Origin of the sequence: uncultured Mediterranea sp. (assembly GCF_902493215.1) — a bacterium.
Lineage (GTDB): Bacteria > Bacteroidota > Bacteroidia > Bacteroidales > Bacteroidaceae > Bacteroides.
The window spans coordinates 231,255-257,063 of record NZ_CABUOL010000002.1 but is presented as its reverse complement, the minus strand read 5'-3'; the positions used below and the strand labels follow the sequence as shown (position 1 = coordinate 257,063).

General features: G+C 46.6%; 11 protein-coding genes. 7 read left to right on the top strand and 4 right to left on the bottom strand.

Annotation, left to right across the window (positions count from 1 at the left end):
* The first annotated feature begins 131 nt into the window (after positions 1 to 131).
* The 6 genes from RDO88_RS02280 to RDO88_RS02255 all read left to right on the top strand — a co-directional run bounded on the left by RDO88_RS02280 (position 132) and on the right by RDO88_RS02255 (position 12,477).
* On the top strand, positions 132 to 407 hold the full coding sequence (locus tag RDO88_RS02280; protein ID WP_307757813.1) for an HU family DNA-binding protein: 276 nt from the start codon (positions 132 to 134) through the stop codon (positions 405 to 407).
* Between the two features lie 234 nt (positions 408 to 641).
* Positions 642 to 2,219: an Rne/Rng family ribonuclease gene (locus RDO88_RS02275; protein ID WP_307757812.1), complete on the top strand. Its 1,578-nt coding sequence runs from the start codon at positions 642 to 644 to the stop codon at positions 2,217 to 2,219.
* A gap of 666 nt (positions 2,220 to 2,885) precedes the next feature.
* Positions 2,886 to 6,080 (top strand): SusC/RagA family TonB-linked outer membrane protein, encoded by a 3,195-nt coding sequence (locus RDO88_RS02270; RefSeq protein ID WP_307757811.1) that lies wholly within the window; start codon positions 2,886 to 2,888, stop codon positions 6,078 to 6,080.
* Positions 6,081 to 6,101: 21 nt separating this feature from the next.
* Positions 6,102 to 8,012 carry a RagB/SusD family nutrient uptake outer membrane protein gene (locus RDO88_RS02265; protein ID WP_307757810.1) on the top strand — a complete coding sequence of 637 codons (1,911 nt, stop codon included), beginning with the start codon at positions 6,102 to 6,104 and terminating at the stop codon, positions 8,010 to 8,012.
* Between the two features lie 33 nt (positions 8,013 to 8,045).
* Positions 8,046 to 9,413, top strand: a complete 1,368-nt coding sequence (locus RDO88_RS02260; protein WP_307757809.1) for a BT_3987 domain-containing protein — start codon at positions 8,046 to 8,048, stop codon at positions 9,411 to 9,413.
* Positions 9,414 to 9,618: 205 nt separating this feature from the next.
* Positions 9,619 to 12,477 carry a M60 family metallopeptidase gene (locus RDO88_RS02255; RefSeq protein WP_374043884.1) on the top strand — a complete coding sequence of 953 codons (2,859 nt, stop codon included), beginning with the start codon at positions 9,619 to 9,621 and terminating at the stop codon, positions 12,475 to 12,477.
* Positions 12,478 to 12,657: 180 nt separating this feature from the next.
* On the opposite strand, the gene RDO88_RS02250 is transcribed toward RDO88_RS02255, so the two are convergent.
* The 4 genes from RDO88_RS02250 to RDO88_RS02235 form a co-directional block, all read right to left on the bottom strand.
* On the bottom strand, positions 12,658 to 14,217 hold the full coding sequence (locus RDO88_RS02250; protein WP_307757808.1) for a sulfatase-like hydrolase/transferase: 1,560 nt from the start codon (positions 14,215 to 14,217) through the stop codon (positions 12,658 to 12,660).
* Between the two features lie 45 nt (positions 14,218 to 14,262).
* Positions 14,263 to 15,645, bottom strand: a complete 1,383-nt coding sequence (locus tag RDO88_RS02245) for an alpha-L-fucosidase (protein ID WP_374043883.1) — start codon at positions 15,643 to 15,645, stop codon at positions 14,263 to 14,265.
* A 132-nt stretch (positions 15,646 to 15,777) separates the two neighbouring features.
* Positions 15,778 to 17,796, bottom strand: a complete 2,019-nt coding sequence (locus tag RDO88_RS02240; RefSeq protein WP_307757807.1) for a RagB/SusD family nutrient uptake outer membrane protein — start codon at positions 17,794 to 17,796, stop codon at positions 15,778 to 15,780.
* 24 nt (positions 17,797 to 17,820) lie between these two features.
* A complete protein-coding gene (locus RDO88_RS02235; protein ID WP_307757806.1) occupies positions 17,821 to 20,988 on the bottom strand; it encodes a SusC/RagA family TonB-linked outer membrane protein in 3,168 nt (1,055 codons plus the stop codon).
* 845 nt (positions 20,989 to 21,833) lie between these two features.
* On the opposite strand from RDO88_RS02235, the gene RDO88_RS02230 reads away from it, so the two are divergent.
* Positions 21,834 to 25,808: a two-component regulator propeller domain-containing protein gene (locus RDO88_RS02230; RefSeq protein WP_307757846.1), complete on the top strand. Its 3,975-nt coding sequence runs from the start codon at positions 21,834 to 21,836 to the stop codon at positions 25,806 to 25,808.
* Position 25,809: the final 1 nt, after the last annotated feature.

The window sequence follows — 25,809 nt, the reverse complement described above, 5'->3', positions numbered from 1 at the left end:
AACAAACCTTAATCAGCCGACTTTTTTAGAAAAATGTCCGAAATATATTTTTCAGAGACGCGGAAAAGCTATATATTTGCAGTCCAAAAAAATTAAGGAAACATTAGTAATAATATTTTTTTTAAGGAAAAATGACTAAAGCTGACATTGTAAACGAAATTACAAAGAACACCGGGATTGATAAGACAACCGTGCTTACCACCGTTGAGGCATTCATGGACGCCGTAAAAGCGTCTTTGGCTGAGGATGAGAACGTTTATCTTCGCGGATTCGGAAGTTTCATCGTGAAGAAGAGAGCTCAAAAAACCGCTCGTAACATCTCCAAGAACACTACGATCATCATACCCGAGCACAATATCCCAGCATTCAAGCCTGCCAAGACATTTACCCTGGCAGTGAAGAAATAATAAACAATAGTATTAACCCATAAAAATTAAAAGCTATGCCAAGCGGAAAGAAGAAAAAAAGACATAAAATGTCGACGCACAAGCGTAAAAAAAGACTAAGAAAGAACAGACATAAAAGCAAAAAGTAATTTTTAGTCTGAAGGACAAAATAAAGAACAAACTTGTGAAGCAAAATGTCTCGCGGGTTTGTTCTTTGTTTAAGTAGTAAATTGAATCATTTAAAAGCCAATTATTGTGACAAGCGAACTCGTTGTAGACGTACAGCCCAAAGAGGTATCCATTGCACTGCTTGAAGACAAGCAGCTGGTGGAACTCCAGAGCGAAGGAAGAAACATCTCCTTCTCGGTGGGCAACATGTATTTGGGACGCGTCAAAAAATTGATGCCCGGCCTGAATGCCTGCTTCGTGGACGTGGGTTACGAGAAAGACGCTTTTCTTCATTATCAGGACCTGGGTCCTCAATTCAAATCTTTAGAGAAATACGTAAAGCAAACTTTAAGCGACCGCAAGAAACTCAACCCCATTACCAAAGCAACCCTGCTTCCCGACCTTGAAAAGGAAGGCACCGTGGCCAACACACTCAAGGTAGGACAAGAAGTCGTGGTGCAGATTGTCAAGGAACCTATCTCAACGAAAGGTCCGCGCCTGACGTCCGAACTCTCGTTTGCCGGACGCTACCTCGTGCTGATACCCTTCAACGACAAGGTTTCCGTATCGCAAAAGATAAAGTCGAGCGAAGAACGCGCACGCCTCAAGCAGCTGCTGATGAGCATCAAGCCCAAGAACTTCGGTGTCATCGTGCGTACCGTGGCCGAAGGCAAACGCGTAGCCGAACTGGACGGAGAGCTTAAAGTATTACTGAAACATTGGGAAGAGGCCATCGTCAAAGTACAGAAAGCCACCAAATTTCCGACACTGATTTACGAAGAAACCAGCCGCGCCGTAGGCTTGTTGCGCGACTTGTTCAATCCTTCCTTCGAAAGCATCCACGTGAACAACGAGGCTGTCTACCACGAAATCAAGGATTACGTGACACTCATAGCCCCTGAACGGGCAGGAATCGTGAAACTGTACAAAGGCCAGCTCCCCATCTACGACAACTTTGCCATCACCAAGCAGATCAAGGCTTCGTTCGGCAAGACCGTTTCCTATAAGAGCGGTGCCTACCTCATCATCGAGCACACCGAAGCCCTCCACGTGGTGGACGTGAACAGCGGCAACCGCACCAAGAACGCCAACGGGCAGGAAGCCAACGCCCTCGAAGTGAACCTCGGCGCGGCCGACGAACTGGCCCGCCAGCTCCGCCTGCGCGATATGGGAGGCATCATCGTCGTAGATTTCATCGACATGAACGAAGCCGAGAACCGGCAGAAGCTTTACGAACGCATGTGCCAGAACATGCAGAAGGACCGCGCACGCCACAACATCCTTCCGCTCAGCAAATTCGGACTGATGCAGATTACCCGCCAGCGCGTGCGTCCCGCCATGGACGTCGATACGACAGAAACCTGCCCCACCTGCTTCGGCAAAGGCAGAATCAAGTCGTCCATCCTCTTTACCGACACTCTGGAGAGCAAGATTGACTATCTGGCCAACAAACTGAAGATAAAGAAATTCTCGTTACACATCCACCCGTACGTAGCCGCCTACGTCAACCAGGGCCTCGTGTCCATGAAACGGAAGTGGCAGATGAAGTACGGACTTGGTATCAAAGTGATTCCCGACCAGAAACTCGCGTTTCTGCAATATGTCTTCTACGACCCTCACGGCGAAGAGATAGACATGAAGGAAGAAGTTGAAATCAAACAATAAAGGGAAAAGGGTAACCCATATATAATTAAAAGGGTTACCCTTTCCTTTATAGCAAATTTCATGAAATAAATGAAGTAGCTTATTATCTATTTGTGTTTTCCAATCTCTTTATCACCCAATATATACAAATCCTCATAAAACACCTTTTTTCGTAATCCAGTCCAGATACCAATGGCAAACAATACGATAAAACACATAATAAATATTACAAATTAAAAGCCCCCCTATAAACTAATAACACACGTAATTATCAGTCCAATTGATAAACTTTGAATAACCAGCTTCCAACCTTTCATATATCACGCACAATCTACACATCCATCCCTCAGTCTCTAATCCAAGCCCCAACAACGTAGCCATCAATTTATGTATTGCAACAAGAAGAATCGGCTCTTCAACCAACCATCTCAACCAACGTTATTATCACGATAATACATTATTCATTATACACATACATTAAAGAAAATACTGCAATTTTCATTTTTTAACCCCAAAAATCGATATTTTTTAAAAATATTATCTATATTTGCAGCATCTAATTAAATCATACATCTATGAAAGAAAACAGCTATTTTCACTTAGGAAAAATTCCTTTTATAAAAAAAGGAACTATCATTTATAAAAAATTCACTCATTAAATTCAACCCTAAAATCAACAATGTGCAAATGAATCTATTTATTTGTAAAAAAGAACAATGCGTAAAATGCATGGTCTTGTCATTGCTATTATCTCCGAGTACACTTTTCGCACTTCCTGAAAATAGGACAGGCGCAAGCGAAACAGTTACAACTATTTTACAACAGCAAAAACAGACCATTACAGGTACCATTCTTACCGGTGATACCAATGAACCGGCCATTGGTGCTACAGTCTATTTAAGGAACAGTACAACAGGAGCTGTAACCGATGTCAATGGTAAATACTCCATTACCGTAGAAGGTATAGGTGGGGTATTGGAATTCTCTTATATCGGCTATAAAAAACAAGAAGTAGCCATTACGGGACAAAAAACGATTAATATTGTATTGCAGCCTGATACGGAAGTCCTTGATGAAGTAGTAGTAGTCGGCTACGGAAGCCAAAAAAAAGAAAGTGTAGTCGGCGCAATCTCCACATTGGACGTTACCAAACTGACTGTTCCCGGTTCATCCATATCAAACGCATTAGCCGGTCAGTTATCAGGTATCGTTGCTATGAGCCGTTCCGGTGAACCCGGCAAAAACAGCGCAGCAGATTTCTATATCCGAGGCGTATCCTCTTTTAAAGGCACATCTACCCCTCTAGTACTGGTCGATGGCATCGAACGTGACTTGGATTTAGTAGATACAGATGATATTGCATCCTTCTCCATCCTAAAAGACGCATCTGCATCTGCCGTATATGGTGTACGAGGAGCCAACGGTGTAATCCTTATCACAACCAAAAAAGGTGCCGTCGGAAAGCCACAAGTCAATGTACGTACAGAATTTGGCTTTACCCAACCAACAAAACGACCTCAAATGTTAGGTTCGGCAGAATGGGCCGAATTGTACAATGAGGCATACGGCAGCCAATACTATTCACCTGAAGAAATCGAAAAATACCGGACGAACGCAGATCCCGACCTCTATCCTAACGTGGATTGGTTCGATGCTCTGTTCGATGATATGGCAAGCAACCAACGTGTTAATCTGAATATCACAGGTGGTAGTGACATTGTCAAGTATTACGTATCCGGTGCTTTTTATAATGAAAGCTCCATTTATAAGAATGCAGGCAACATTTATGGCTACAATCCGTCCATCCGCTACAACAAATTCAATTTTAGAGCCAATGTCGATTTGAACCTTACCAAAAGTACGGTCGTAAACTTCAATTTGGCCAACATTTATGAAAAATCATTTGGCCCTGGATTTGGTGATACAGACGCCGACATCTGGTCCTATACATTCATGACTTCTCCGAACGCTTTCCCTGTACAATATTCCGATGGAACATTGTCCGGTCCTTCCACAGACTCCGGTTATAATCCATGGAACATGCTGGCACATTCAGGGTATCGTGAACAATTCTGGAACTCGGCCCAATCATTAATTGGCGTAACCCAAGATATCGGGGCACTTTGGGAACCATTAAAAGGTTTAAGCGCAAACATTAAATTCTCTTGGGACGCATGGAACACGACATTGCAACGCCGTAACAAAGTTGAAAGTTTCTACCATGCACGCGGTCGTGCCGAAGACGGCAGTTTAATCTATGATGACAATAATGGCGACGGCATTTGGGATCCTGTACACACCGGAGACGAAACATTGTCATTCCTAATCGGACGTAGTGGCACCATGACCCGCTATCTGGAAGGCTCATTGACCTACAACCGAGTTTTCAATGATATCCATCGCGTAGGAGCCTTATTGTTGTACAACCAAAAGATCCACACCAATACCCAAGCTGGCAGTGGAGATGATGCCTTACCCTACAAAAACCAAGGTTTAGCAGGACGTGCAACTTATGCCTTCAAAGACACTTATTTTGCAGAAGTGAACTTGGGATACAATGGTTCTGAGAACTTTGCACGTGGACACCGTTTTGGTTTCTTCCCTGCTGTAGCTATCGGCTGGATGATGTCCAATGAAAAATGGTTCCAACCAGCAACCAAAGTTATAGACATGTTGAAATTAAAAGCATCCTACGGTAAAGTCGGTAACGACGATATCGGTGGACAAAGAAGATGGGTATATGAATCAACCATTGTAAACAGCGGCAGCTGGTATTACGGTAGCACCGGTAGTCAAGGCGGAACTGGTATCCGTATCGGTGAAGTTGAAAATCTTAATGTATCATGGGAAGAAGCATTGAAAATAAATGCCGGTATTGAATTCTCATTATTCAACAAGGTACGTGTACAGGCAGATTATTTCCGCGAAGAGCGTAGTGGTATCTTCCTGCAACGTGCAGGACTACCTGCCATAGTTGGTGTCTCCACTATTCCTTATGTAAACATCGGAGAGACCTTGAACCAAGGTTTTGATGCTACGGTAGAATATACTCACCAGGTAAACAAGGATTTAATGTTGACAGCACGAGGAAATTTCACATTCAACAGAAATGAATTACTGAATAATGACGAGCCCGACTGGGAATATAAGTATCAAAATAGGACTGGCAAACCTTTCGGAAGCGGAAGTTCACTGCAACCATTTGGATTAGTTGCAATCGGCTTATTTGAAAGCCAAGAAGAAATAGACAACAGTCCTGTACAGAATTTTGGTGAATATCGTGTAGGTGACATCAAATATCAGGATATCAATGGTGATGGTCAGATTGACCCACAAGACCAGATAGCAATCGGTTATACCAATCTACCGGAAATCACCTATGGTTTTGGTGGCACAGCACAATACAAGAACTGGGATTTCAATATCTTCTTCCAAGGAGTTGCACGTACCAGCTTCTTCCTGAACGGTTCTTCTATTCGCACCCCCTTCTCATCAGGAAATATGGAACGTGCAGCCATTAATGAAGATATATATGGCAACGTATGGATGTCGACCAATACTCCCGAACAGAACGCAAATGTCACCTATCCACGCCTCAGCATGGGTAGCGGTGGAGCCGGCGCTTCCAACAACAGCCAATCTTCTACTTGGTGGTTACGGGATGGTTCATTCCTTCGTTTAAAAAGCATTGAGATTGGATACTCTCTGCCTAAGTCTCTATTACAAAAGAGTTTCATTAAAAGCCTAAGATTCTATGCCGCAGGAAATAACCTTTTACAATTCAGTCCATTCAAATTATGGGATCCAGAAAAAGGTTCATCAGACGGTTCAGGATATCCGCTTAATCGAATGTTCTCTATCGGATTTAACGCAAATTTCTAAACATAGATAATATAAACACTTATGAAGATTAATTTTAAATCATTCTATATGCTATGCTTCGCTGCAAGTACTCTGACTTTAACTTCATGCGAAGACTTCCTAGACAGACAAGAAGATGAGATGCTCACTTTCGAGAAAATTTGGGAAAATCGGAATACGACCAAACAATATTGGTTAAATGCCATGTCATTTTTACCCAACTTTAATGGGGGATACATCGGGGACAATGAACCTTACCTAGGCGCATCAGATGAATGTACCATCGCTTACGACCGTCAATACCGTAACATCAATTTTGGCTCTTGGAATGCATCAACGGTACCCTATTACAGTATGGATAAATATTATAAAGGAATCCGTGAATGCAACATTTTAATGCAGAACGTTCATAAATGCAGTGACCCCTTAGCTACGCAAAAAGATCTCGATCTATACTATTGGCAAGCCCGTTTTGCTCGCGCCTACTATTATTTTTTAATGATGTGCGATTACGGTCCTATATTCTTGTTAGGAGATGAACTACTAGATTTTTCAGCCTCAACAGAATCGCTTTACCGTCCACGTAACACATGGGAACAATGCGTAGACTACGTAGTCAGCGAAATGACAGAATGTGCCAATAGCGATGCGATCCAATCTTCTTATGAAGAATTGGAATACGGACTGGCAACCAAGGGTACCTGTCAAGCAGTCATCTCAAGACTATTACTCTACTCTGCACGTGATTTGTTCAATGGGAACACACTTTATCGGAATGTAAAAAATCCGACGACCAGTGAATTTCCAGACTTGTCGGGCGCTGAGTTATTTCCCCAGCAATATGATGCAAACAAATGGTTGAAAGCCGCAGAAGCCGCTAAGGTGCTATTGGACAATCCTCAATATGAACTATATCGTGCGGGCAATGGCAATCCCTATGAAGATTATGTAGGTATCACCAATGTGAATTGGAACAGCGAACTCATTTGGACAGACCGCTACAATAACCGCTTCAGCTGGGGAGTAGGCACTGTGCCAACAGGTGTGGCAGGTACTGCTTATGGTGCAGTAGGCCCAACACAACAACAAGTAGATGCTTATGCAATGAACAACGGCCGATATCCCATTACAGGATACGATGCTGATGGAAATCCTATTGCGGATAGCCAATCAGGATATGACGTAGCCACAGAAATGCAATTAAGCGTATGGGAATATCCGGCAACCGGCTGGAGCAAGTTTACCAACTACGATGTAGAAGCACCCAACATGTATAAAAATCGTGAGCCACGCTTTTATGTGACTGTATTCTTTAGTGGAAACTACTGGCTGCATGACCAACAATCTACCATGATTTCTTTTGCCAAAGGAGGCAATGGAAACAAGAGTCACGACTATCCGAAATCGGGTTATCTGGTCAATCGTTTCTATGACCATCGTTTAAACTCAGCATCCGGAAACTGGGGTAACATTACTTTCCCCGTATTCCGCCTTGGCGAAATGTATTTGAACTTCATCGAATCCGTTTTGGAATGCAAAAAACGGGGAATTACTCTTCCTGGAGGATATGAACAATTAGCAATGGACAAATGGGCAGACCTGCGTGATCGTGCCGGCTTAGTTCCCATCACGGAAGTCTATCCCAATGCTACCACTGAAGAATTAATAGAACTTTGCCGCAAGGAACGTCGTGTCGAACTTGCTTTTGAACGTCATCGCTACTACGATACGCGTACTTGGATGATTGCCAAAGAAACAGATGGCGGTCCCATGTATGGCATGAATGCAGAATGCCCGCTTGGGAAAGATGATGCAACAAACGTAACTCCTGTAGATTTCTGGAAGCGTACCGTATTTGAAACACGCGTATTTAAGGACAACCATTATCTGTATCCGTTCTCTCAACGCGAATTGGATCGTAATAAAATGCTGACACAAAACTATGGTTGGTAATATAGAATACTAATAATCAAACAACGAATTCATATGAAAAAAAACATATTATTTGCGATTCTTGCCACAGGCTGTCTGCTGACACATACTGCATGTGAAGACGGCAAGGACGAATACTTGTCGGATTTCAGTACCATCCTCTATTTCAGAAATAGTGGAGAATTACCGTTAACTGTTTATAAAACCGGTGAAGTGACAGACTACCAACTTACTGTAAACAAATCCGGATCAGCTTTAGGAGCTACAGCATCCACCGATATTGGAATAATGAGTGATGCCAGCCTTGCTGCATATAACGCAGCAGAAGGCGTAAACTATAAAGCATTACCAGGAACATGTTACACTTTCAGCAATGAAACTATAGAATTTGGAGCAGCAGATTTATATAAAACAGTAAATGTTTCATTGATAGCCGAACAAATTGAACAAAATAGTGGAACAGATGCAACCTACGTCATTCCATTTGAACTGTATAATGGCTCTGACTCCATTAATGCAGAAAAACGTTATGCATTTATTATACCCAGCGTTCAAACCCTCACTGTAGGTTTCGAGAACAGTGGCTTCATCTCCACAGACGACATTACAGACAGTGAAGGGACAACAACGATCACACAATCCATCCTAATGCCCATTGTAAGTCAATGGGATTTGGATTGTCAGGTTACAGTAGATGAAGGAATTCTGGACGAATATAACACTGCAAACAAGAAAAACTTAAAAATGGCTGCAGAAGATTCATATACAATAGAAATAACGCCCTTCCAAAATGGTTCTAACCATGCAACTGTAACGATAACTTTAGATAAGTCCAAATTAATATGGGGACAACAAGCCATACCATTGAAGATTTCTGGAACATCTAATCCCAATTTTGCAGTCGACGAGGCCAAATCGAGTTGCATCGTAGGTATTAACTATACAATTCCAAGAAGTGAATTGACCCAAATACCACTTTCCCTCGATATGCTATCTTCGAATGCTACAGTAAACGGAGATGGAACCGGGTTAGCTGGATTGTTCGATGGTAGAGGAAGCGGTCTCCATTGGCATTCTAACTATACCAGCTCTGTAATTGATGCAATTTATGGACATTACATTGATTTCAAATTGTCCAACCCAATCAATCATTTTGCATATAATTTCTGGACACGATTTGAGAATGCGAATGGTGCACCCACCAAAACAATAATCTATGCAGGAAATGATGGTAATACTTGGAAAGAAATAGGAGAGGTTGCAAACTCATTTACAACCGGTGATGAGGAATATGATTCAAATGTGTTCTCTTCAAGTGAATCTTTTACTTATATACGTTTTTCTGTAACTGAAAGTAATGCAGGAAATGTATGCACAGGACAATTCTGGAACTGTGGTGAAATGCAAATTTTTGGTAAATAACAATTCTTCTAACCTTTGAAAGGCAGAATAGCCTTTTATCATAATAAAATAAACAGATTTACTAAAAATGAGCGAAGGAGAGGAAATATATAATCAATTTCCTCTCCTTTTTCCACATTAAATGAACAAAGTATCCATTTTTTCATATCTTTGCCCTGTGCAGCTGTATTTTTTATTATCAACCCTTAAACCCCACTAAAAAACTATGAGAGTTCCATTCTTCCTGACAGTATGCCTATGTACAATGTTATGGTTTATTTCATGCAACAATGAAAAAGACCCCTCCATAGGTACCCCGCTTTTTTCAATTGAAGAACAATATCTACATCAAGACTTTGAACAAGAAGGAACATCTGTAGTCATTCCTGTTACAACAAATTTAAAAGCATCCGAATGGAGTGTAAAGTCAGACCAGACATGGTGTCTGGTTGATCAAGATTGTTCTTCTTCAAAAGTATCAGGAATCCTGGTCAGCATACAAGCCAGTGAAGAACCTGATATCCGAACAGCAACCATAACAGTAAACTCAAGTGTTGAAAATTATAGCATTCAAGTACGACAGTTGGGGTATGGTCCGGCTATCTTAATAAAACAAGATGTCCCAACCATACCTGCAACCGGAGGTCCATTAACAATAACCGTCACCTCCAACATTGAATATACAACAACCCTATCTGTAAATTGCGACTGGATACATGACGCCCCGGCGACCCGTGCATTAACAGACAAAAGTTATATTTATACAGTAGACCCTAACTCTCTATTCGAAGAACGAAGCGCCACTTTCACCTATACTGGAACGGAATATACGGATGTAGTAACTACGTGCACAGTAATTCAGGAAGCCAAAAGTGCCAACGTCAGTGATGTAACTGTAGAAAATGATATCAAGGTGACGCCCACCGGTGGAAAGGCCAGCGAACACCAGCCGGGCCAAGACATCGAGAACAGTTTCGACGGGAAGTTCGGGGCCGACGGGCAGCCCTACCACTCCATCTGGAACCAGCAGGCAGCTTTCCCCGTCACGCTGGAATACTTCTTCGACCAGAAGCCCGACCTCGACTATCTCATCTACTACACCCGTAGCGGAAACGGCAACTTCGGCGAGGTGGATATCTATACGGCCACAGAAAGCGAACCCGAATACCAGTTGCAAGGCAGCTACGACTTCAAGATGCAGAATGCGGCCAGCCGGATAGACTTCAAGAACACACTCTCCAAGGTAACCAAAGTGAAGTTCAGTGTCAAGTCGGGTCTGGGAGGCTTCGTCAGCTGCGACGAAATAGAATTCTACCGGAAAAACAACGAAAAGGTACTGGACAAGCAGCTGCTCACCGTCTTCACCGACCTCACCTGTACCCAGGTGAAGGAAGACGCCACCAACGAGCAGATCAATGCCCTGCCCACCTACTTCGCCTCGCTGGCCACCATGCTGCGCAACGACACCTACGACCCGTGGGAAAAGGAATTCCGCATCCAGTCCTACCAGCCCTACAGCAACGTGGAAGAATGGGCCGAAAAGCTGATGACCAAACGTTACAGCAACCTGGACAACCCTACCGGCATCTACGTGGAAGCCGGCGACTCGGTAGTGATTCTCGTGGGCGACACGCACGGCAATTCCCTCTCCGTCCAGTGCATCGGTGAAGAAGAAACCAGCGACGGCAGCAAGAACTACGTACAGACAGCCGCCAGCGGCGAGACGCGCTTCCTGCAGGAAGGAGTCAACAAGGTGGGCTTCAGCCGCAAAGGCATGCTCTTCCTGATGTACACCGCCGACCTGACGGACGAGAACTCCCTCCCCATCACTGTCCACATCGCTCCCGGCAGCGGAAAAGTGAGCGGTTTCTTCGACCTGAAGAAGCATCAGACCAATGAAAAGTATCAGGAACTCATCGGCAAGGCCACCTACAAGTACTTCTGCGTGCGCGGCGAACGCATCATGTTCTACTTCCACCGCGAACAGATGAAGCAGGCCGTTCCCACCGACATCCTTTCGGCCATCAACCTGTGGGACGACATCATCGGCTGGGAACAGGAACTGATGGGCGTCGAAGACGTACGCCCCTCGCAGGTCAACAACCACCTGTTCGCCATCTCTCCCGAAGGCAGCTACATGTGGGCGTCTGACTACCGCATCGCCTTCGTTTACACCTACCTGGACAACATCCTGCTGAAAGACAACGTCATGGCCGCCAAGGACAATGCCTGGGGACCCGCACATGAGATTGGCCACATCCACCAGCGTGCCATCAACTGGCCGGGCTCCACCGAGTCGTCCAACAACCTTTTCTCGAACTATATCCTCTACAAGCTGGGCAAGTATTGTTCGCGCGGCAGCGAACTGAGTGCCCTCGCTACCGCCCGTTGTGAGAAGCACCAAGGATGGTGGAACATGGGAAGCGCTACTCATCAGAACGAGGACACAGAAGTACACATGCGCATGAACTGGCAATTGTGGAACTACTACCACCGTTGCGGCTACAAGAAAGACTTCTGGCAGACACTCTTCAAGCTCCTGCGCGAAGACCGCATCGTCGAATCTGACCCCGGAGCTGCCCAACTGAAGTTTGCCATGAAGGCCAGCCAGGCTGCCAACGAAAATCTGACGGACTTCTTCGAAATGTGGGGCTTCTTTGAGCCGGTGGACGCTACCATCGAGCAATACGGCACGTGGAACTACCGCGTGACGGAGGCCATGATAAAGGAAGCCAAGGACTTCATGTCTCAATTCCCTGCCCCGAAACATGCCTTCTACTATCTGGAAGACCGCAAGAACGGCGACGTAGGCATCGATGATTACAAGGTGGGCGACGTGGGCTACTACACGCAGTTCCAGGACAACGTGAAGATAACCAAGGAAGTAGGCTGCAGCCTCTCCGGCCAGCAGGTGAGCATCACCGACGGCGACGAAGCCGTGGCTTTCGAGGTAAGGAAAGACGGCAAATTGCTCTACTTCTCCAACTTCTTCCAGTTCACCGTTCCTTCCACCATCCCGCTGGACGGTGCAGCCGTCTATGCCGTACAGGCCGACGGCAAGCGCATAGCCTGCACGGCCCGCTGATGCCGGGAAACCGGTCCGCCCATACATAAAAAACTCTCCGGGCAGGGAGCAAACACGCTCCGCCCGGAGAAGAAAAACCGCCTGCCCGAGCAGCATTTGCTCTCCGGGCAGGCGGTTTTTGTTATCCAGGCAGCCTACAAACACTGCCCGGGCAGAGAAAACGAAGCAATCGGTATCCCGTCACACCTCGTCCGGCCAGGGACAAGGCTTGCCCGTACTCTTGAACGTGGGACGCTGGGCATCGACCTTGCGCAGATACTGCCCCAGTTCCTTGGACAGGCGGCGCACGATGTCGGGATGTTCGGCCGCCACGTCGTGCTTCTCGCCGATGTCTTCGGGGATGTTGAACAATTCCTTCTTGCCGGTCTCGTAGTAATATACCAGCTTCCACTCGTCCTTGCGGATGGCACAGTCCAGATTGATGCCCGGTCCGTCATTGCCCCAGATGTTGGGGAAGTTCCACACCAGCGCACGACCCTTCGAGGGGTCGCCCGTACCTTTCAGCAACGGCACGAAGCTGACACCGTCCAGCGGAGCCACCGTCCTGTAATCTTTCACACCGGCCATCTCGAGCAGTGTCGGATAGAAGTCCTCAATCATCAGATACTTGTCGCAACGCGTATCGGGTTTCACTACGCCCGGCCAGCTCACAATCATCGGCTCGCGGATGCCGCCCTCGTAGAGCGAACCCTTGCCGCTGCGCAGAGGCGCATTCTGCGTATGTACTTCGCCGTCGCGCCACTCGGGCTCGGCAGCCAGTCCGCCGTTGTCGCTCATGAAGATGACAATGGTGTTGTCGGCCTCACCGTTCTTCTCCAGCCAGTCCATCAAGTCGCCCAGACTCTTGTCCATACCCTCGATGAGCGAGGCATAGGCAGCCTCCTTGTCGCTCAGCCCCTTGCGCACGTACTTGGGGAAAAAGCGCATGTCCTTGTCGATAGGCACATGGATGGCATAATGAGCCATATACAGGTAGAAAGGCTGGTTGTACTTCTTGGCCTTGTCCAGCGCCTTGATAGCCTCGCGCGTCAGGGCTTCGGTAGCAAAGATACCCGTCCCCCAGTAATTCTCCAGTCCGGGAATGGACATCAGCGAGTAAGCCTTGCCGTCGCGCGTGTGGCCGTAGTTCTGTTCGCTCAGGTAAGTGGCCAGTCCTCCGGCCGCATGGCCGGCGATATTCACCTCAAATCCCCAGTGGGTAGGATTCTCGCCCGGCGTATCGATGGAGCCCCAATGAGCCTTGCCGCAATGGATGGTGTGATACCCGCTCTGGCGGAGCAGTTCGACGAACGAAGTGCCCACATACGTGTTCGGTGTTCCTGCCACCTGGCTCACACCGTTATAGTTCCAGTCGGGGAGCTCTACCGTCGCGCTCTGGCGGTCGGTCTGCTTGTCGCGCTCCAGCGTCCAGTTGGTCACCCGATGGCGGGCGTTGTTGGCTCCCGTAATAAGGCTGCACCGGGTGGCCGAACTGATGTTACAGGCATACGCCTGGGTGAACATCATGCCCTGCTTGGCCAGCCGCTCCATATTGGGTGTCTCGTAGGCCTCATTATAAGGAGTCTTCTGTGTCCAGAAAGGCAGCGAGGTATCCTGCCATCCCATGTCGTCCACCATGAACAGGATGATGTTCGGGCGTTTCTGCTCCTCGGCAGAGGGTTGCTTCTTCGTCGCTCCCCACCCGTCGGTCATGGGTACCAATGGCGTCAGAGACAATGCGGTAAACAAATATTTATTCATAAATCTGAGTGTTTAGATAAAGGGGGTTAGTAAAATAGGAAACAACTATTCCGCATAACAAACACTGAAGTTTCGTATCTGCGGAGTGTCTGTGCATTGCTCCACAACTACACGGAAAGCCGTTGCCTCTACAGGATCGAAGCGTTCGATGCGCTTGTGTCCCACCGAAGTTCCCTTGGCCACAGTGACCCACTTCCCGCCTGTGCGGGCTTCCACCCGATAGGCACGGATGCGTTCGCCCAGCGTGATGTCTTCCTGCAGGATGTAATAGTTGGCCTTCTGTTTGCCCTTCAGGTCCAGCGACAGTTTCTTCGCTTTTCCGGAAGTCTGTGCCAGCGGTGTACCGAAACGGCGGGCTATCTCTTCGCCCCATTCCTTCAGACGTTTCACGTCACCCTCGGGTATCACGCCGTCCGGGTTAGGCGTCAGGCCTACAATCAGCGTAGCATTGCGTCCCACCGACTTCTCGTACATATCCATCAGGTTCTCCAGTGGATAGACGGCCTTGTCGTCGTCGCCCGGTTCCCAGAACCATTCGTGGCGGCCGTTGTATCCGCGCAGAGGCGTGTCGGCCATAGCGGGCACCCAATAGCGGCCGTCGGCATCGCCGTGGGCCAGCAGTTCGTTGTGGTTCCTCACCCCCTCGTTCGCATTACTGTGGCTATAGGGATAAGGGAAGCTCGACCAGCAGGGATAGCCTACCGTACCGCTCTCCGACCCTCCCCAGCGGAAGTCCGCGCGGTTCACGTTGTGATAGAACAGGCATTCCGGCTGATATTTGGTCACGATGGGTTCCACATCGGGTCCCAATCCCTTCGGATCGTCGGCACCGCCGTCAAACCAGATCATGAACAGGTCGCCGTAGCGGGTACAAAGTTCCGTCACCATCTTCTCGCACAGACGTTTGTACCAGGCCTGGCGGTTGCGTGCAAACTCACCGTCGCCCTCGGCCTTGAAGTTGTGAATGCCCAACAGAGAGTTCCAGCGGATGCCGATATAGATACCCGGCTGGATGCCATACTTGCGGCAGGAATTTACAAAGTCTCGCACCACGTCGCCCTTGCCGTCACGCCATTTCACCGCCTTCAGGCAGTAGGGATTCACGTCGCTCTGCCACAAGCCGAAGCCCGTTTCATGCGTGGCAGTAAGCACGGCAAACTTCGCTCCGGCAGCCTTGGCCGCCTGTATCCACTGGTCCGTGTCGAGCTGCGTGGGATTGAAGATATTGTAATCCTCCACCGGATTGATACGGTTGTTTCCCTGGCCGTACACCAGCCCGTCGAACACATGCAGGTCGTAATGGAACACAACACCCATCTCTGCCTCGTGCCACTTCAGCTGATGGGGGGCAGGCACAGGCATGGAAGGAGATTGCGCAAAAGCCACTGTAGCTATCATCACGAAAAAAGACAGTAAGACATTTTTCATAACAATCATTCTTTCAAAAATATAATAGACATAATTTCTGCCCAAAGATAAGATAAAAAATGAAGAAGGCCGCCATCCCCACTCGAAAACAAGGTAATGACGGCCATTCATCAAATAAATTCACAATCCAGATCAATCTCCTTCAGGCAGGGTACCATCTTCTTTGCTCCACCCCGGATTCTGATAAATTGTCGAAGTGTCATATTCGTTGGATCCTGCAACCTCAGTTGTCAAACGGAACTCATAGTTGCTGATAGGATACAAATACTTGGCCGGATTCCAGTTCAAACCGTTAAAACCAATATTACTTTTGCTTTTACGATAAGGCAAGAGATATTTACCTTCAGCATATTCATCAGTCTGTGCAGAAACATTCGGATCACCTTCAGTACTACCATAAGGAATCAGATTGACAGTCTTCAACGCAGAAGCAGCATCCTCTGGAGTAGGGGTTGTATACAGTTTGTACATATCATCCCAAATGTTGACACCTTGCAGATGAACATTCTTAACCTGGTCAAGAGCGCGCCAACGCTTCAAGTCAGCAAATCTGAATCCTTCGGCAGCCAATTCCACACGACGTTCACGACGAATGTTGTACAACGTTGCATCCACCTGCCGGCCAGCAGAGTAACTTCCCCAGTCAGCCTTTTCCTTGTCCATCTGCGTATTGTCAATAGTCAGCTGATAGTTGGTGGACACACCGGCACGTCTACGAAGTGCCTGCCAATACTCGTCGCAATTACCGCCTAAATTGCCATTCAATTCATAATAGGCCTCCAAATAATTCAAATAAGCTTCTGCAGCACGGTAACTGGGGCATCCTGTATAAGACTGTTTGGTAGTCTGCATGGTTCCCGAAGTATTCAATCCCTTGCGCAAACTGTATCCTGTGGGGCAGGCATTTTCAAGTTGACCTTCGAAAATCGGAGAACGATAGAAGTAGCCATAACCATCAGAAGCCTTGATATATTCAACGAGATTAGGACCATCAGAAAGCAGATCGCCCGTCTTCAAAATAGTCATATCCATACGCGGATCGCGTCCATCGAACAAGTGTTCATACGTATCGTCACCTTCATAACCGGAACCTGCTGCATAGATAGGCAAACCGTTGGCCATCAGATAAGAATCTACCATAGAACGGGTAAATCCGCTACCACCACTACCATTTCTCTGTAGATAGTCTACAACATGATGGGAGACAGAGTTTTCAGAACTGATGCTATACTGGCGCCACAACAAAACTTCATCCATATAAGGATTCAAATCTACAGAATTGAACAAACCTGCATAGTCACTGTTCAATGTGTGATTTTGTGCTACCAGATCGGCCGCCTCAATTGCCTGCTCCAAGAAATAACGAATTTCGCTTTGAGCATCATAACTATAATCTTTCAGGTAATCCATTGATGCACCCGGCCAGCCTTCACCTTTCGGAACGAAAGCAGTTCCTGCATGATATTTCTCCCACGTACCTTCAAACAATGCCACACGACTCTTCAACAAGGCAGCGCAGTCACGTGTCAAACGATTTGTCATAGGAGGCGTCGCCAGCATATAGTCATAAGCAGTATTCAAATCCGAAATGATGAAACGGGCAACTTCATTACGAGGACGACGCTTGGAGGCTTCTCTCAATACATTATAGTCATCAGTCAGCGTGTTGGTCAGAATCGGGAAATCGCCCAAATTCTGTAAAGCAAAATAATAGAAGAGTGCACGGAAGAAATACATTTCTCCAATATAATGCTTGATGTTAGCATCATTTCCACTAATCTCACCATTCTCATAACGTTGGGGAACAGTCTCAAGGAAATAGTTGACTGTTCGAATGACAGACATATAGGAATTCCAAAGGGCATAATTGCCTACATAAGTCTGTCCCGTTACAAACAAAGTGCTTGGAGAGGCAGCTGTCTGATTGTCCGTACCATTGTCATCATCGAACAATCCCAAACCGCTATAGCCCGTTCCATGAGAAGGCAGATTGCCGTAAAGATTGGCGGCATAAGCCCCCAGGTCGTTTTCTGCATAAAGATAATCGGTAGTTGACACACTTGTTATAGGTGACAAATCCAAATAATCGTTGCATGAGGTAGTGGTCAATCCAGCTGCCACTATCAATGAATATAATAAGGTCTTTTTCATATCTAATTTCCTACTAGTAATTTTTTAGAAAGTTACATTAACACCGAACGAAACAGTAGCCTGCAACGGATAAGTCTTACCAGAGTTACTACCTGTATAGGCTGAATAAGCTGTTTCAGGATCAAAGCCATTTGGCAAGCTTGAAATAGTCAATACATTCTCGGCACTTACATAGAAACGAAGATATTCCATTCCTATTTTGTCAAGAACTTGTTTCGGCAATGTATATCCCACCTGTATATTCTTCAGACGCATATAGGCTCCGTTCTGCATATAACGGCTTTGTGTATATTGATTTTTTGTGTTGCCCAAATAAATACGAGGGAAATAAGCGTCTGTATTAGGTCCAAATACAGATGTAGTATTTTCCGGACGATAATAATCCAAATGCGGTTCCAAACCTGTAGACTGCCATTCGCCACTGCCTACACCCCAGAACAAAGGACCATCCAACCAAAGATCACGTTTGGCCACACCTTGCCAGAACATACTAAAATCAATGCCTTTCCAATCCAAGCCCATATTCAGACCGAAACGGAAACGTGGTGTACTATTACCCAATTTTACACGGTCGCCCGGATCACTTAAAGTATTGGCTCCTGTATTGATAATACCATCACCGTTCAAGTCAGTATACATGATATCACCTTCTGTCCAACCAGAGCCCCAAGACGGACGGTTATCTTTCAACCATTCATCCATTTCTGCCTGACTCTTGGCTATACCGTGAGTTACGTAACCCCAGATGTCGTTCAGTTCTTCACCCTCATATCTTGTACCCAAGGACTTTGATTCATTTGGATAAGTCATGACAAACGAACGGGAATCTGCGATGTTGAAGCCAACGTTATAATTCACTTCTCCTACACGGTCGCGCCAATTCACTGCCAGTTCCCAACCTTTCGTCTTCAAGTCTGTATTATTGGTAGAAGGCATACCTGTACCATAAATATGTGCCACCTCAGAAGCAGGTCCTACCATATCAAGCGTTTTACGGATAAAGTAGTCGAAGTTCAAACTCAAACGGCTGCGGAACATAGACATATCGAAACCGACATTCAACGACTGCACGGTTTCCCAAGTCAGCGTAGAACTGATGGTACCCGGAACTCCTGCTATTGTAGGATAAGCACCGTCCATCAACCAATTTCCTCCATTAACGGAAACTGATTGGGTCAAATACATAGGATAGTACGAATTGGTATTCTGGTTACCCAATGTACCCCATGAAAGACGCGGCTTGAACTGGCTCATCAAGTCCTCGTCCAAGGGGAAGAATTCTTCGCGGGCCACATTCCAACCCAATGAGAATGAACCGAACGTTCCCCAACGGTCTTTTCTCAAGAAACGAGAAGAACCGTCATAACGCACATTGGCTGCAACGAAGTATTTGTCTGCATAATCATAGTTAAAACGGCCGAAGAAACCGACGGTAGCCCACGAATAAGCAGATGCGTCATTGATAACATCATCACCTGTAGCTGCGCCAATTTCAGGAACATTCTCAGTAATCAAATCCATACGTTCAACGCCGATTACACGATTATTGTATTTCTCAGTGTTCATACCAGCCATCACCTTGAACTTATGATTTTCATTCAAAGTAAACTCGTAATCACTGTACAAACTGGTAGTCAAGTGATTGGCACGCGTCCAACGCTGCATCGCGCCCGTCTGACCAGCGGCGTAACTATCATTATAGCCCAACAGCAGTGGTTCATCATTGACATTATATTCATATACCTTGTTCAGGTTCTGCTTACGGAATTCGTTGATGGTACGCAAACCTGCATTGGCATATATATTCCAACCTTTCAACGGATGGAACACCAGCTGTCCCTGCAGATATACGTTGTCATTGGAAGTAACAGAACGGCTGCCACTTGTCAGCTGGGCCAACTTACCGTTGCGCATATAATGACCATTGGGATCCTGGAAAGGCATCATCGGCCACATACGGACAATGTCGTGATAAAGCAAACCACCCATATCTGTATACAAAGGATTATCCAGGTCGGTATGAACATATTTCACATTGACTTCAACATCCAACCATTTAAAGGGTTGTGCATTGATTTTGGCGTTGGTATTGATACGTTCGTATGAATCTTCACCAAAACGCAAGTTACCGTCCTGTCCCAAATAATTTGCAGATACATAATATTGCATTTTCTCGGATCCGCCGTTGATGTTCAGATTGTGCTCGTGTGCCCATGACCATTTGTAATGCTTGTCATACCAATCTACATTATCATTGGCTTTTTCATGGAATTGCCAGTTTCCGTTCGAATTGGCAATAGTAGTGGTTGTAATCTCACCCCGCATATACTGCTGGATACGATTCATGGTATCCTCATCAAAGATTGCATTACCACCACCGTTCACACTCGCTTCATTAAAATAGTTCGCAAAATCCCAAGAATTCATCAGGTTGGGCAAGTTGAAGGGACCATAGTAACGGGCATTACCCGAATAACTGACACTGGCTTTTCCTGCTTTTCCTTTCTTCGTCGTAATCAAGATGACACCAAAGGCTGCACGCGAACCATAGATAGAACTGGCAGCTGCGTCTTTCAATACAGAGATAGATTCAATGTCGTCCGGATTGAGGTTGTTCATATTACCTTCTATTCCGTCGATCAAGACCAAGGTAGAAGCTGTGGAACCTGTTGAAATGGTACCTGTACCACGAATGTTGACGTCCATCGCCTGGCCTAACTGACCACCGTAAGAACCAACCGAAAGATTGAGGCCGGGAACTGTACCCTGCAAAGACTGTCCAAGATTGGTTACCGGACGCGATTTCAACGATTTGGTATCCACCGTAGCAACAGCCTCAGTCAGGTTAGCTCTACGCTGCGTACCGAAACCTACTACCACCACTTCGTCGAGCATCTGGTTGTCTTCTTCCAATGTAATGGAATAAGACGTCTGTGAAGGATTGATTTTGACTTCTACATCTTTATAACCGATGTAAGATACGGTCAGGACTCCGTCGGAGGGCACGTTTTTCATGTTGAACACACCGTTCAGGTCGGTAATCACACCATTGGAAGTGCCTTTGACAAGGACACTGGCACCGATGATGGGCTCGTCCTGCTTGTCTGTGACTTTACCTGTAATGCTGAGATGCTGGGCATACATAAATATACTGCTCCAAAGCATCAAAAATAAAATAAGGCTTTTTTTCATGTTTTCCTTAATTTTAAAGTTAAACAATGGATTGAGTTCTCTGTTTGCTGCAAATGTAGGAGATTCGCATCTGAAAGGCCCTGCACATTCATTTCATTCAGCATGCACGTTTAATGCAATCTTAACTTTCTTTGCTTTTTTGCAGCATTTTGAAAGGTTTATGCCTATGAAACCCCGTCTGCAAGCAGGTCACTGAATGAAAAACAACACAATATTCCATGATAACGTGACACAGTGCTTCATGAACCTGCAACGAAGTGCTTTGTGAAGGTGCAACGAAGCACTGCATGAGGTGATGATGAAGCACTGCATGAGATGGTAACGAAGCACTTCGTCTGAACGCAAAGATGTGATGCACGAAATGGCAAGCCTTTCAGATTCGTGTCCACCCAAGCCGCGCCATTGGAAAATATAAACATTTTTCAAGATCCGCAAGAAAATGTATCTCCAACCGGCTTATGTCACGGCATTCTTATGTTTCAAACATAGAGGGGGTATGTTTCAAACATAAGGCCCGAATGTTTCAAACATACCCCCCTCTGGGTTCAAACCCATAATTCCGATGGCTGTCAGACAAGTTGCCCAGATATCTCAAATTGTAAGTAATTATAACCAAATAACACATAAGTATCCATGCCGATATATAAAACAAGCTTCCGAGACTTCTGCTATTTTTTTTGTATTTCATTTCGAGAAATAATAGATTTTTCATTTCTTTGTGTAACTTAATCATAATACAGAATATGCGCACCAATACCTTACGTATACTATTCAGCTTCCTTTTATGTCTGTACGCCCAGATGGCCTGCCATGCTTTTTTTGAAAAGGACCTCCATGTGCTGACCATGAAAAACGGCCTGTCAGACAATACCATCCACTCCATCTGCAAAGACCGGAACGGTTTCATCTGGCTGAGTACACGTGATGCCCTGAACCGCTATGACGGAAAGCAGGTGAAAACCTTTCCTTTTGACAACACAAGTACCAACATCTCGGTACTGAAAGAAATATCAGACGGCCTGCTGTGTTTCGAAAGCGGCGGCTTGCTTTACGGATTTGACTTGCGCAGCGAAACGTTCATCCCCGTACAGACGGAAGACGGCAAGCCTTTCAAGGCCATTGCAACTGAATCGGTAAACGACTCTACCTTATGGGTGTTGAACAATCAGGAGCTGATGCTTGCCCGAATAGCCGGTTCGTCACAGCACGATGCCGTTACCTTCAAAATCCTGAAACGCTACTCGCAGTGGAACACAGAAAAACATATACTGGCCAAAATGTCATTGACGCCTGACAAACGTCACATCTGTGTAGCAGACGTCTATGGAAAAGCCATGATAGCCGACGTAAGCCAGATGGACAAATACAGCATCATCGACTTTGGATTCAACCAGCCCATACCTATCAACCATATTTTATACGACGAGGACGGAAACATCTGGCTCTCGGCCCTTACATACGGACTGGCACGCCATAATGTAAAGACCGGGAAAACCAGTCGCATGACTTACCACAACAAAACGATTTCGAACCAATTGTCGCACACCGATGTCTTCGGAGTAATACGGCTGGAGAAGAACCGCTATCTGGCTGCCACCTGGAACGGATATACGCTCATCAGCCTGAACAAGAACAACCCGGACGAAATGACAGGCCAGGTCTTCAACAATACCACCTCCTATATATTCCGCGACATCGAAACGCGTATGATTACCGCGTTTTACGACCCGCAAGGCATCCTCTGGATTGGAACGGATGGTGGGGGCGCCATCTGGTCGGACCTGCGGGAACAGTTTTACAAACGCTACTATCAGGACCGTCACAACGAAATCTGTTCCATCGTAGCCGACGACGAAGGTTACGTGTGGCTCACCACCTTCCACCGGAGCATCCTGCGCAGCCGTACTCCTTACCATACGGATGAAGAGCTGGATTTCACACCAGCCGGAAACTCGGAAAGCCAAAAGCGCCATACGGTATTGAGCAGCTGCAAAGACGCTGAAAGCGACCTCTGGTTTGGCAATGCCGACGGAACACTGACCCATTATGAAGCTAAGACGAAACGTTTCCAGATTGTGAAACTGACAGATTCGGCAGGCCATGCCAACAATGGTTCCGTATGGAGCCTGCTGGCTGACAGCCAGGGAAGAGTTTGGGCCGGTACACAAAGCGGACTGTTTGTATTAAAGCCCGGCTCCCATTCATTCCAACGCATTGACTTCAAAGACAAAAACGGGGACACAATTCCCCCACTCTACATCCGTGCACTGGCCGAGACGCCTGACCACCATCTGTGGCTGGGAACTGTCAACGGGCTCTACCGTTACAGCGGTAATGGAGACCGTCTTGACAACGATTATGAAGTACAGGCCAGCATGAACTATCGTTCGATACGGTCAGTCTTTGCCGCCAAAGACGGCATGCTGTATGTAGGATATACCAACAAACTGGCCGTCGTTTCACCCAAAGAAAACCGCATCGTGCAGACCTTTACCACACAGGACGGCTTGTGCAACGACTTTGTGGGATGTATCACAGAAGACGACAAGGGAAACATCTGGATAGGCTCCAATTCAGGCATTTCACGGTATGACAGCCAGCAACATTTGTTTTACAACTACTATGTGTCGGGCAGCAACCGTTCGGCCTTATATTGGAAACACACGCTGTTTTGGGGTAACAACAAGAACTTGACTTACTTTAGCCCCAAAAAGACAGACCGTTTTGAGAAGTCCAAGAAAGTGTTGATAACGGGACTGGAAGTAAACAACCGGCCGGTAGGCATCAACCAGTCGGTCAACGGGCAGACGATTCTGCCCAATGGCATTTCCTACCAGTCGGCCATCCGCCTCAACTATCAGAACCGGGATTTCTCGCTTACCTTCAGCGACATGTCTTATTCTGACGGGCAACAGAGATATGCCTACCGCCTGTATCCCTACCAACAGGAATGGATCTATACGCAAGGGGAGGAAAAAGTAGCCTATACCAATCTGAAGCATGGCAATTATACCTTCGAAATCAAAAACATACACCCCAACAGTGCAACCAACGAAACTACAGTTTTGCACATCACCATTGAACCCCATTGGAGCAGTAGCGCCTGGTTCCGCCTCTGCATTCTGATAGCCATAGCTTTATGCGCCGTCTTTATATTCAGACGTATCCAGTTGAGGAACAAGCGTCTGGCGCACGAAATGCAGCTGGAGCACGAGGTATTCACAGCCAATGTGGAACGCGACAAGGAAAAACAGCTCCGCATGGAGCGTGAGCGTTTCTTCACAGAAATAGCCCACGAGCTGCGTACGCCGCTGACCCTGATTCTGGCACCTCTACAAGAACTGCAACAGACCAAAGACCTGAGTCCACACATCCAGCGTCAGCTACAGACTGCTTTTGACAACAGCAAGTCACTGCATGCCCTGATGGACCAGCTGCTGTTCGTACAAAAAGCGGAAGCCGACATGGTGAAACTGAAAGTGGCAGAAACTGATATAAACCGGCTGGCAAGTGACGTATGCGAATCCTTCAAGTCTATGGCCGAAAAAGGACATTATCAGTTCCACGTCCATCTCCTGCCCGAACCGCTCATGCTTTGGATTGACGCCGAAAAGATAGCTTCTGCCCTGCGTAATCTGCTGTCCAACGCATTCAAATATACCCTGCCACAAGGAAAAGTAGAACTGAGCCTGGGACGCACGGTCATCGACGGTCATCCTTTCTGCAGCATCACTGTCAGCGACAACGGAGCAGGCATCCCTCAAGAAGTGAAGGAGCACTTGTTCGAACCTTTCACGACAGGAGCCAATACGCCCGCACACTCCACGCAGACGGGCATCGGCATGCGTATCATAAAAACCATCACAGACCTGCATCACGGACGCATAATGACGGCCGACTGCCCTGACCATGGCACCGCCATCAGCCTCTACATACCTGAAGGGAACAGCCATTTCGACACGAACAATGAGAAAGTGAGCCTCATCACACCCGAAAAACAGCCACAACCGACAAATATATCAGCTGAAACGACTGACCAACTCGACGTAACCCTCAAGCATCTACTCATCATCGAAGACAATGCTGATATCCGCCAATATATCAGTAACCTTTTTGAGGGAGAATTCATCGTAGAGGAAGCTGCCAACGGTGAAGAAGGCGTCAGAATGGCACATGAAACGACTCCCAATCTCATCATTTGTGACATCATGATGCCTGTTAAAGACGGGCTGGAATGCTGCCGCGAGCTGAAAGAATCGCCGCAAACGGCTTCTATCCCCATTCTGATGCTTACCGCAAAGTCCGAAGATTCGGATGTGATACAGGCATTGGGCCTGGGAGCAGACGACTACATGATGAAACCGTTCAACCCGGAAATGCTGAAATCAAGAGTACGCAATCTGATACGCCAGCGCGAAAGACTGCAACGGCTGTATACCGGTACCTTGCAACTGAAAGCTGATGAAAACCAGCAGACATCGAACGGAACGGAAGATTACTTCATCCAACAAGTAATCCAGGTGATAGAAGCCAATCTGGCAGACGAAAACTTCAACGTCAAGATGCTGGCCGACCAGCTCCACATGAGCCAACCCACCCTCTACCGCAAAATCAAGCAGCGGAGCGAACTGGCTGCCATCGACATGATTCGCAGCGTACGCATGAGCAAGGCGGCGTCACTCATCCTGGAGAACCGATACAGCATGCAGGAAATAGCCGAGATGGTAGGATACAATGACACGCGTACCCTGCGAAAACATTTCATGGCACAATTTGGAGTGTCTCCTTCGAAATACAGCGGGCAGAGCGCAGAGGAATGAA

Excerpts from the sequence above, each read along its gene's own strand:
- RDO88_RS02230 (WP_307757846.1), top strand. The coding sequence starts at position 21,834 with ATGAAAAACGGCCTGTCAGACAATACCATCCACTCCATCTGCAAAGAC.
- RDO88_RS02235 (WP_307757806.1), bottom strand. The coding sequence starts at position 20,988 with ATGAAAAAAAGCCTTATTTTATTTTTGATGCTTTGGAGCAGTATATTT.
- RDO88_RS02255 (WP_374043884.1), top strand. The coding sequence starts at position 9,619 with ATGAGAGTTCCATTCTTCCTGACAGTATGCCTATGTACAATGTTATGG.
- RDO88_RS02245 (WP_374043883.1), bottom strand. The coding sequence starts at position 15,645 with ATGAAAAATGTCTTACTGTCTTTTTTCGTGATGATAGCTACAGTGGCT.
- RDO88_RS02280 (WP_307757813.1), top strand. The coding sequence starts at position 132 with ATGACTAAAGCTGACATTGTAAACGAAATTACAAAGAACACCGGGATT.
- RDO88_RS02265 (WP_307757810.1), top strand. The coding sequence starts at position 6,102 with ATGAAGATTAATTTTAAATCATTCTATATGCTATGCTTCGCTGCAAGT.
- RDO88_RS02260 (WP_307757809.1), top strand. The coding sequence starts at position 8,046 with ATGAAAAAAAACATATTATTTGCGATTCTTGCCACAGGCTGTCTGCTG.
- RDO88_RS02250 (WP_307757808.1), bottom strand. The coding sequence starts at position 14,217 with ATGAATAAATATTTGTTTACCGCATTGTCTCTGACGCCATTGGTACCC.
- RDO88_RS02270 (WP_307757811.1), top strand. The coding sequence starts at position 2,886 with ATGAATCTATTTATTTGTAAAAAAGAACAATGCGTAAAATGCATGGTC.
- RDO88_RS02240 (WP_307757807.1), bottom strand. The coding sequence starts at position 17,796 with ATGAAAAAGACCTTATTATATTCATTGATAGTGGCAGCTGGATTGACC.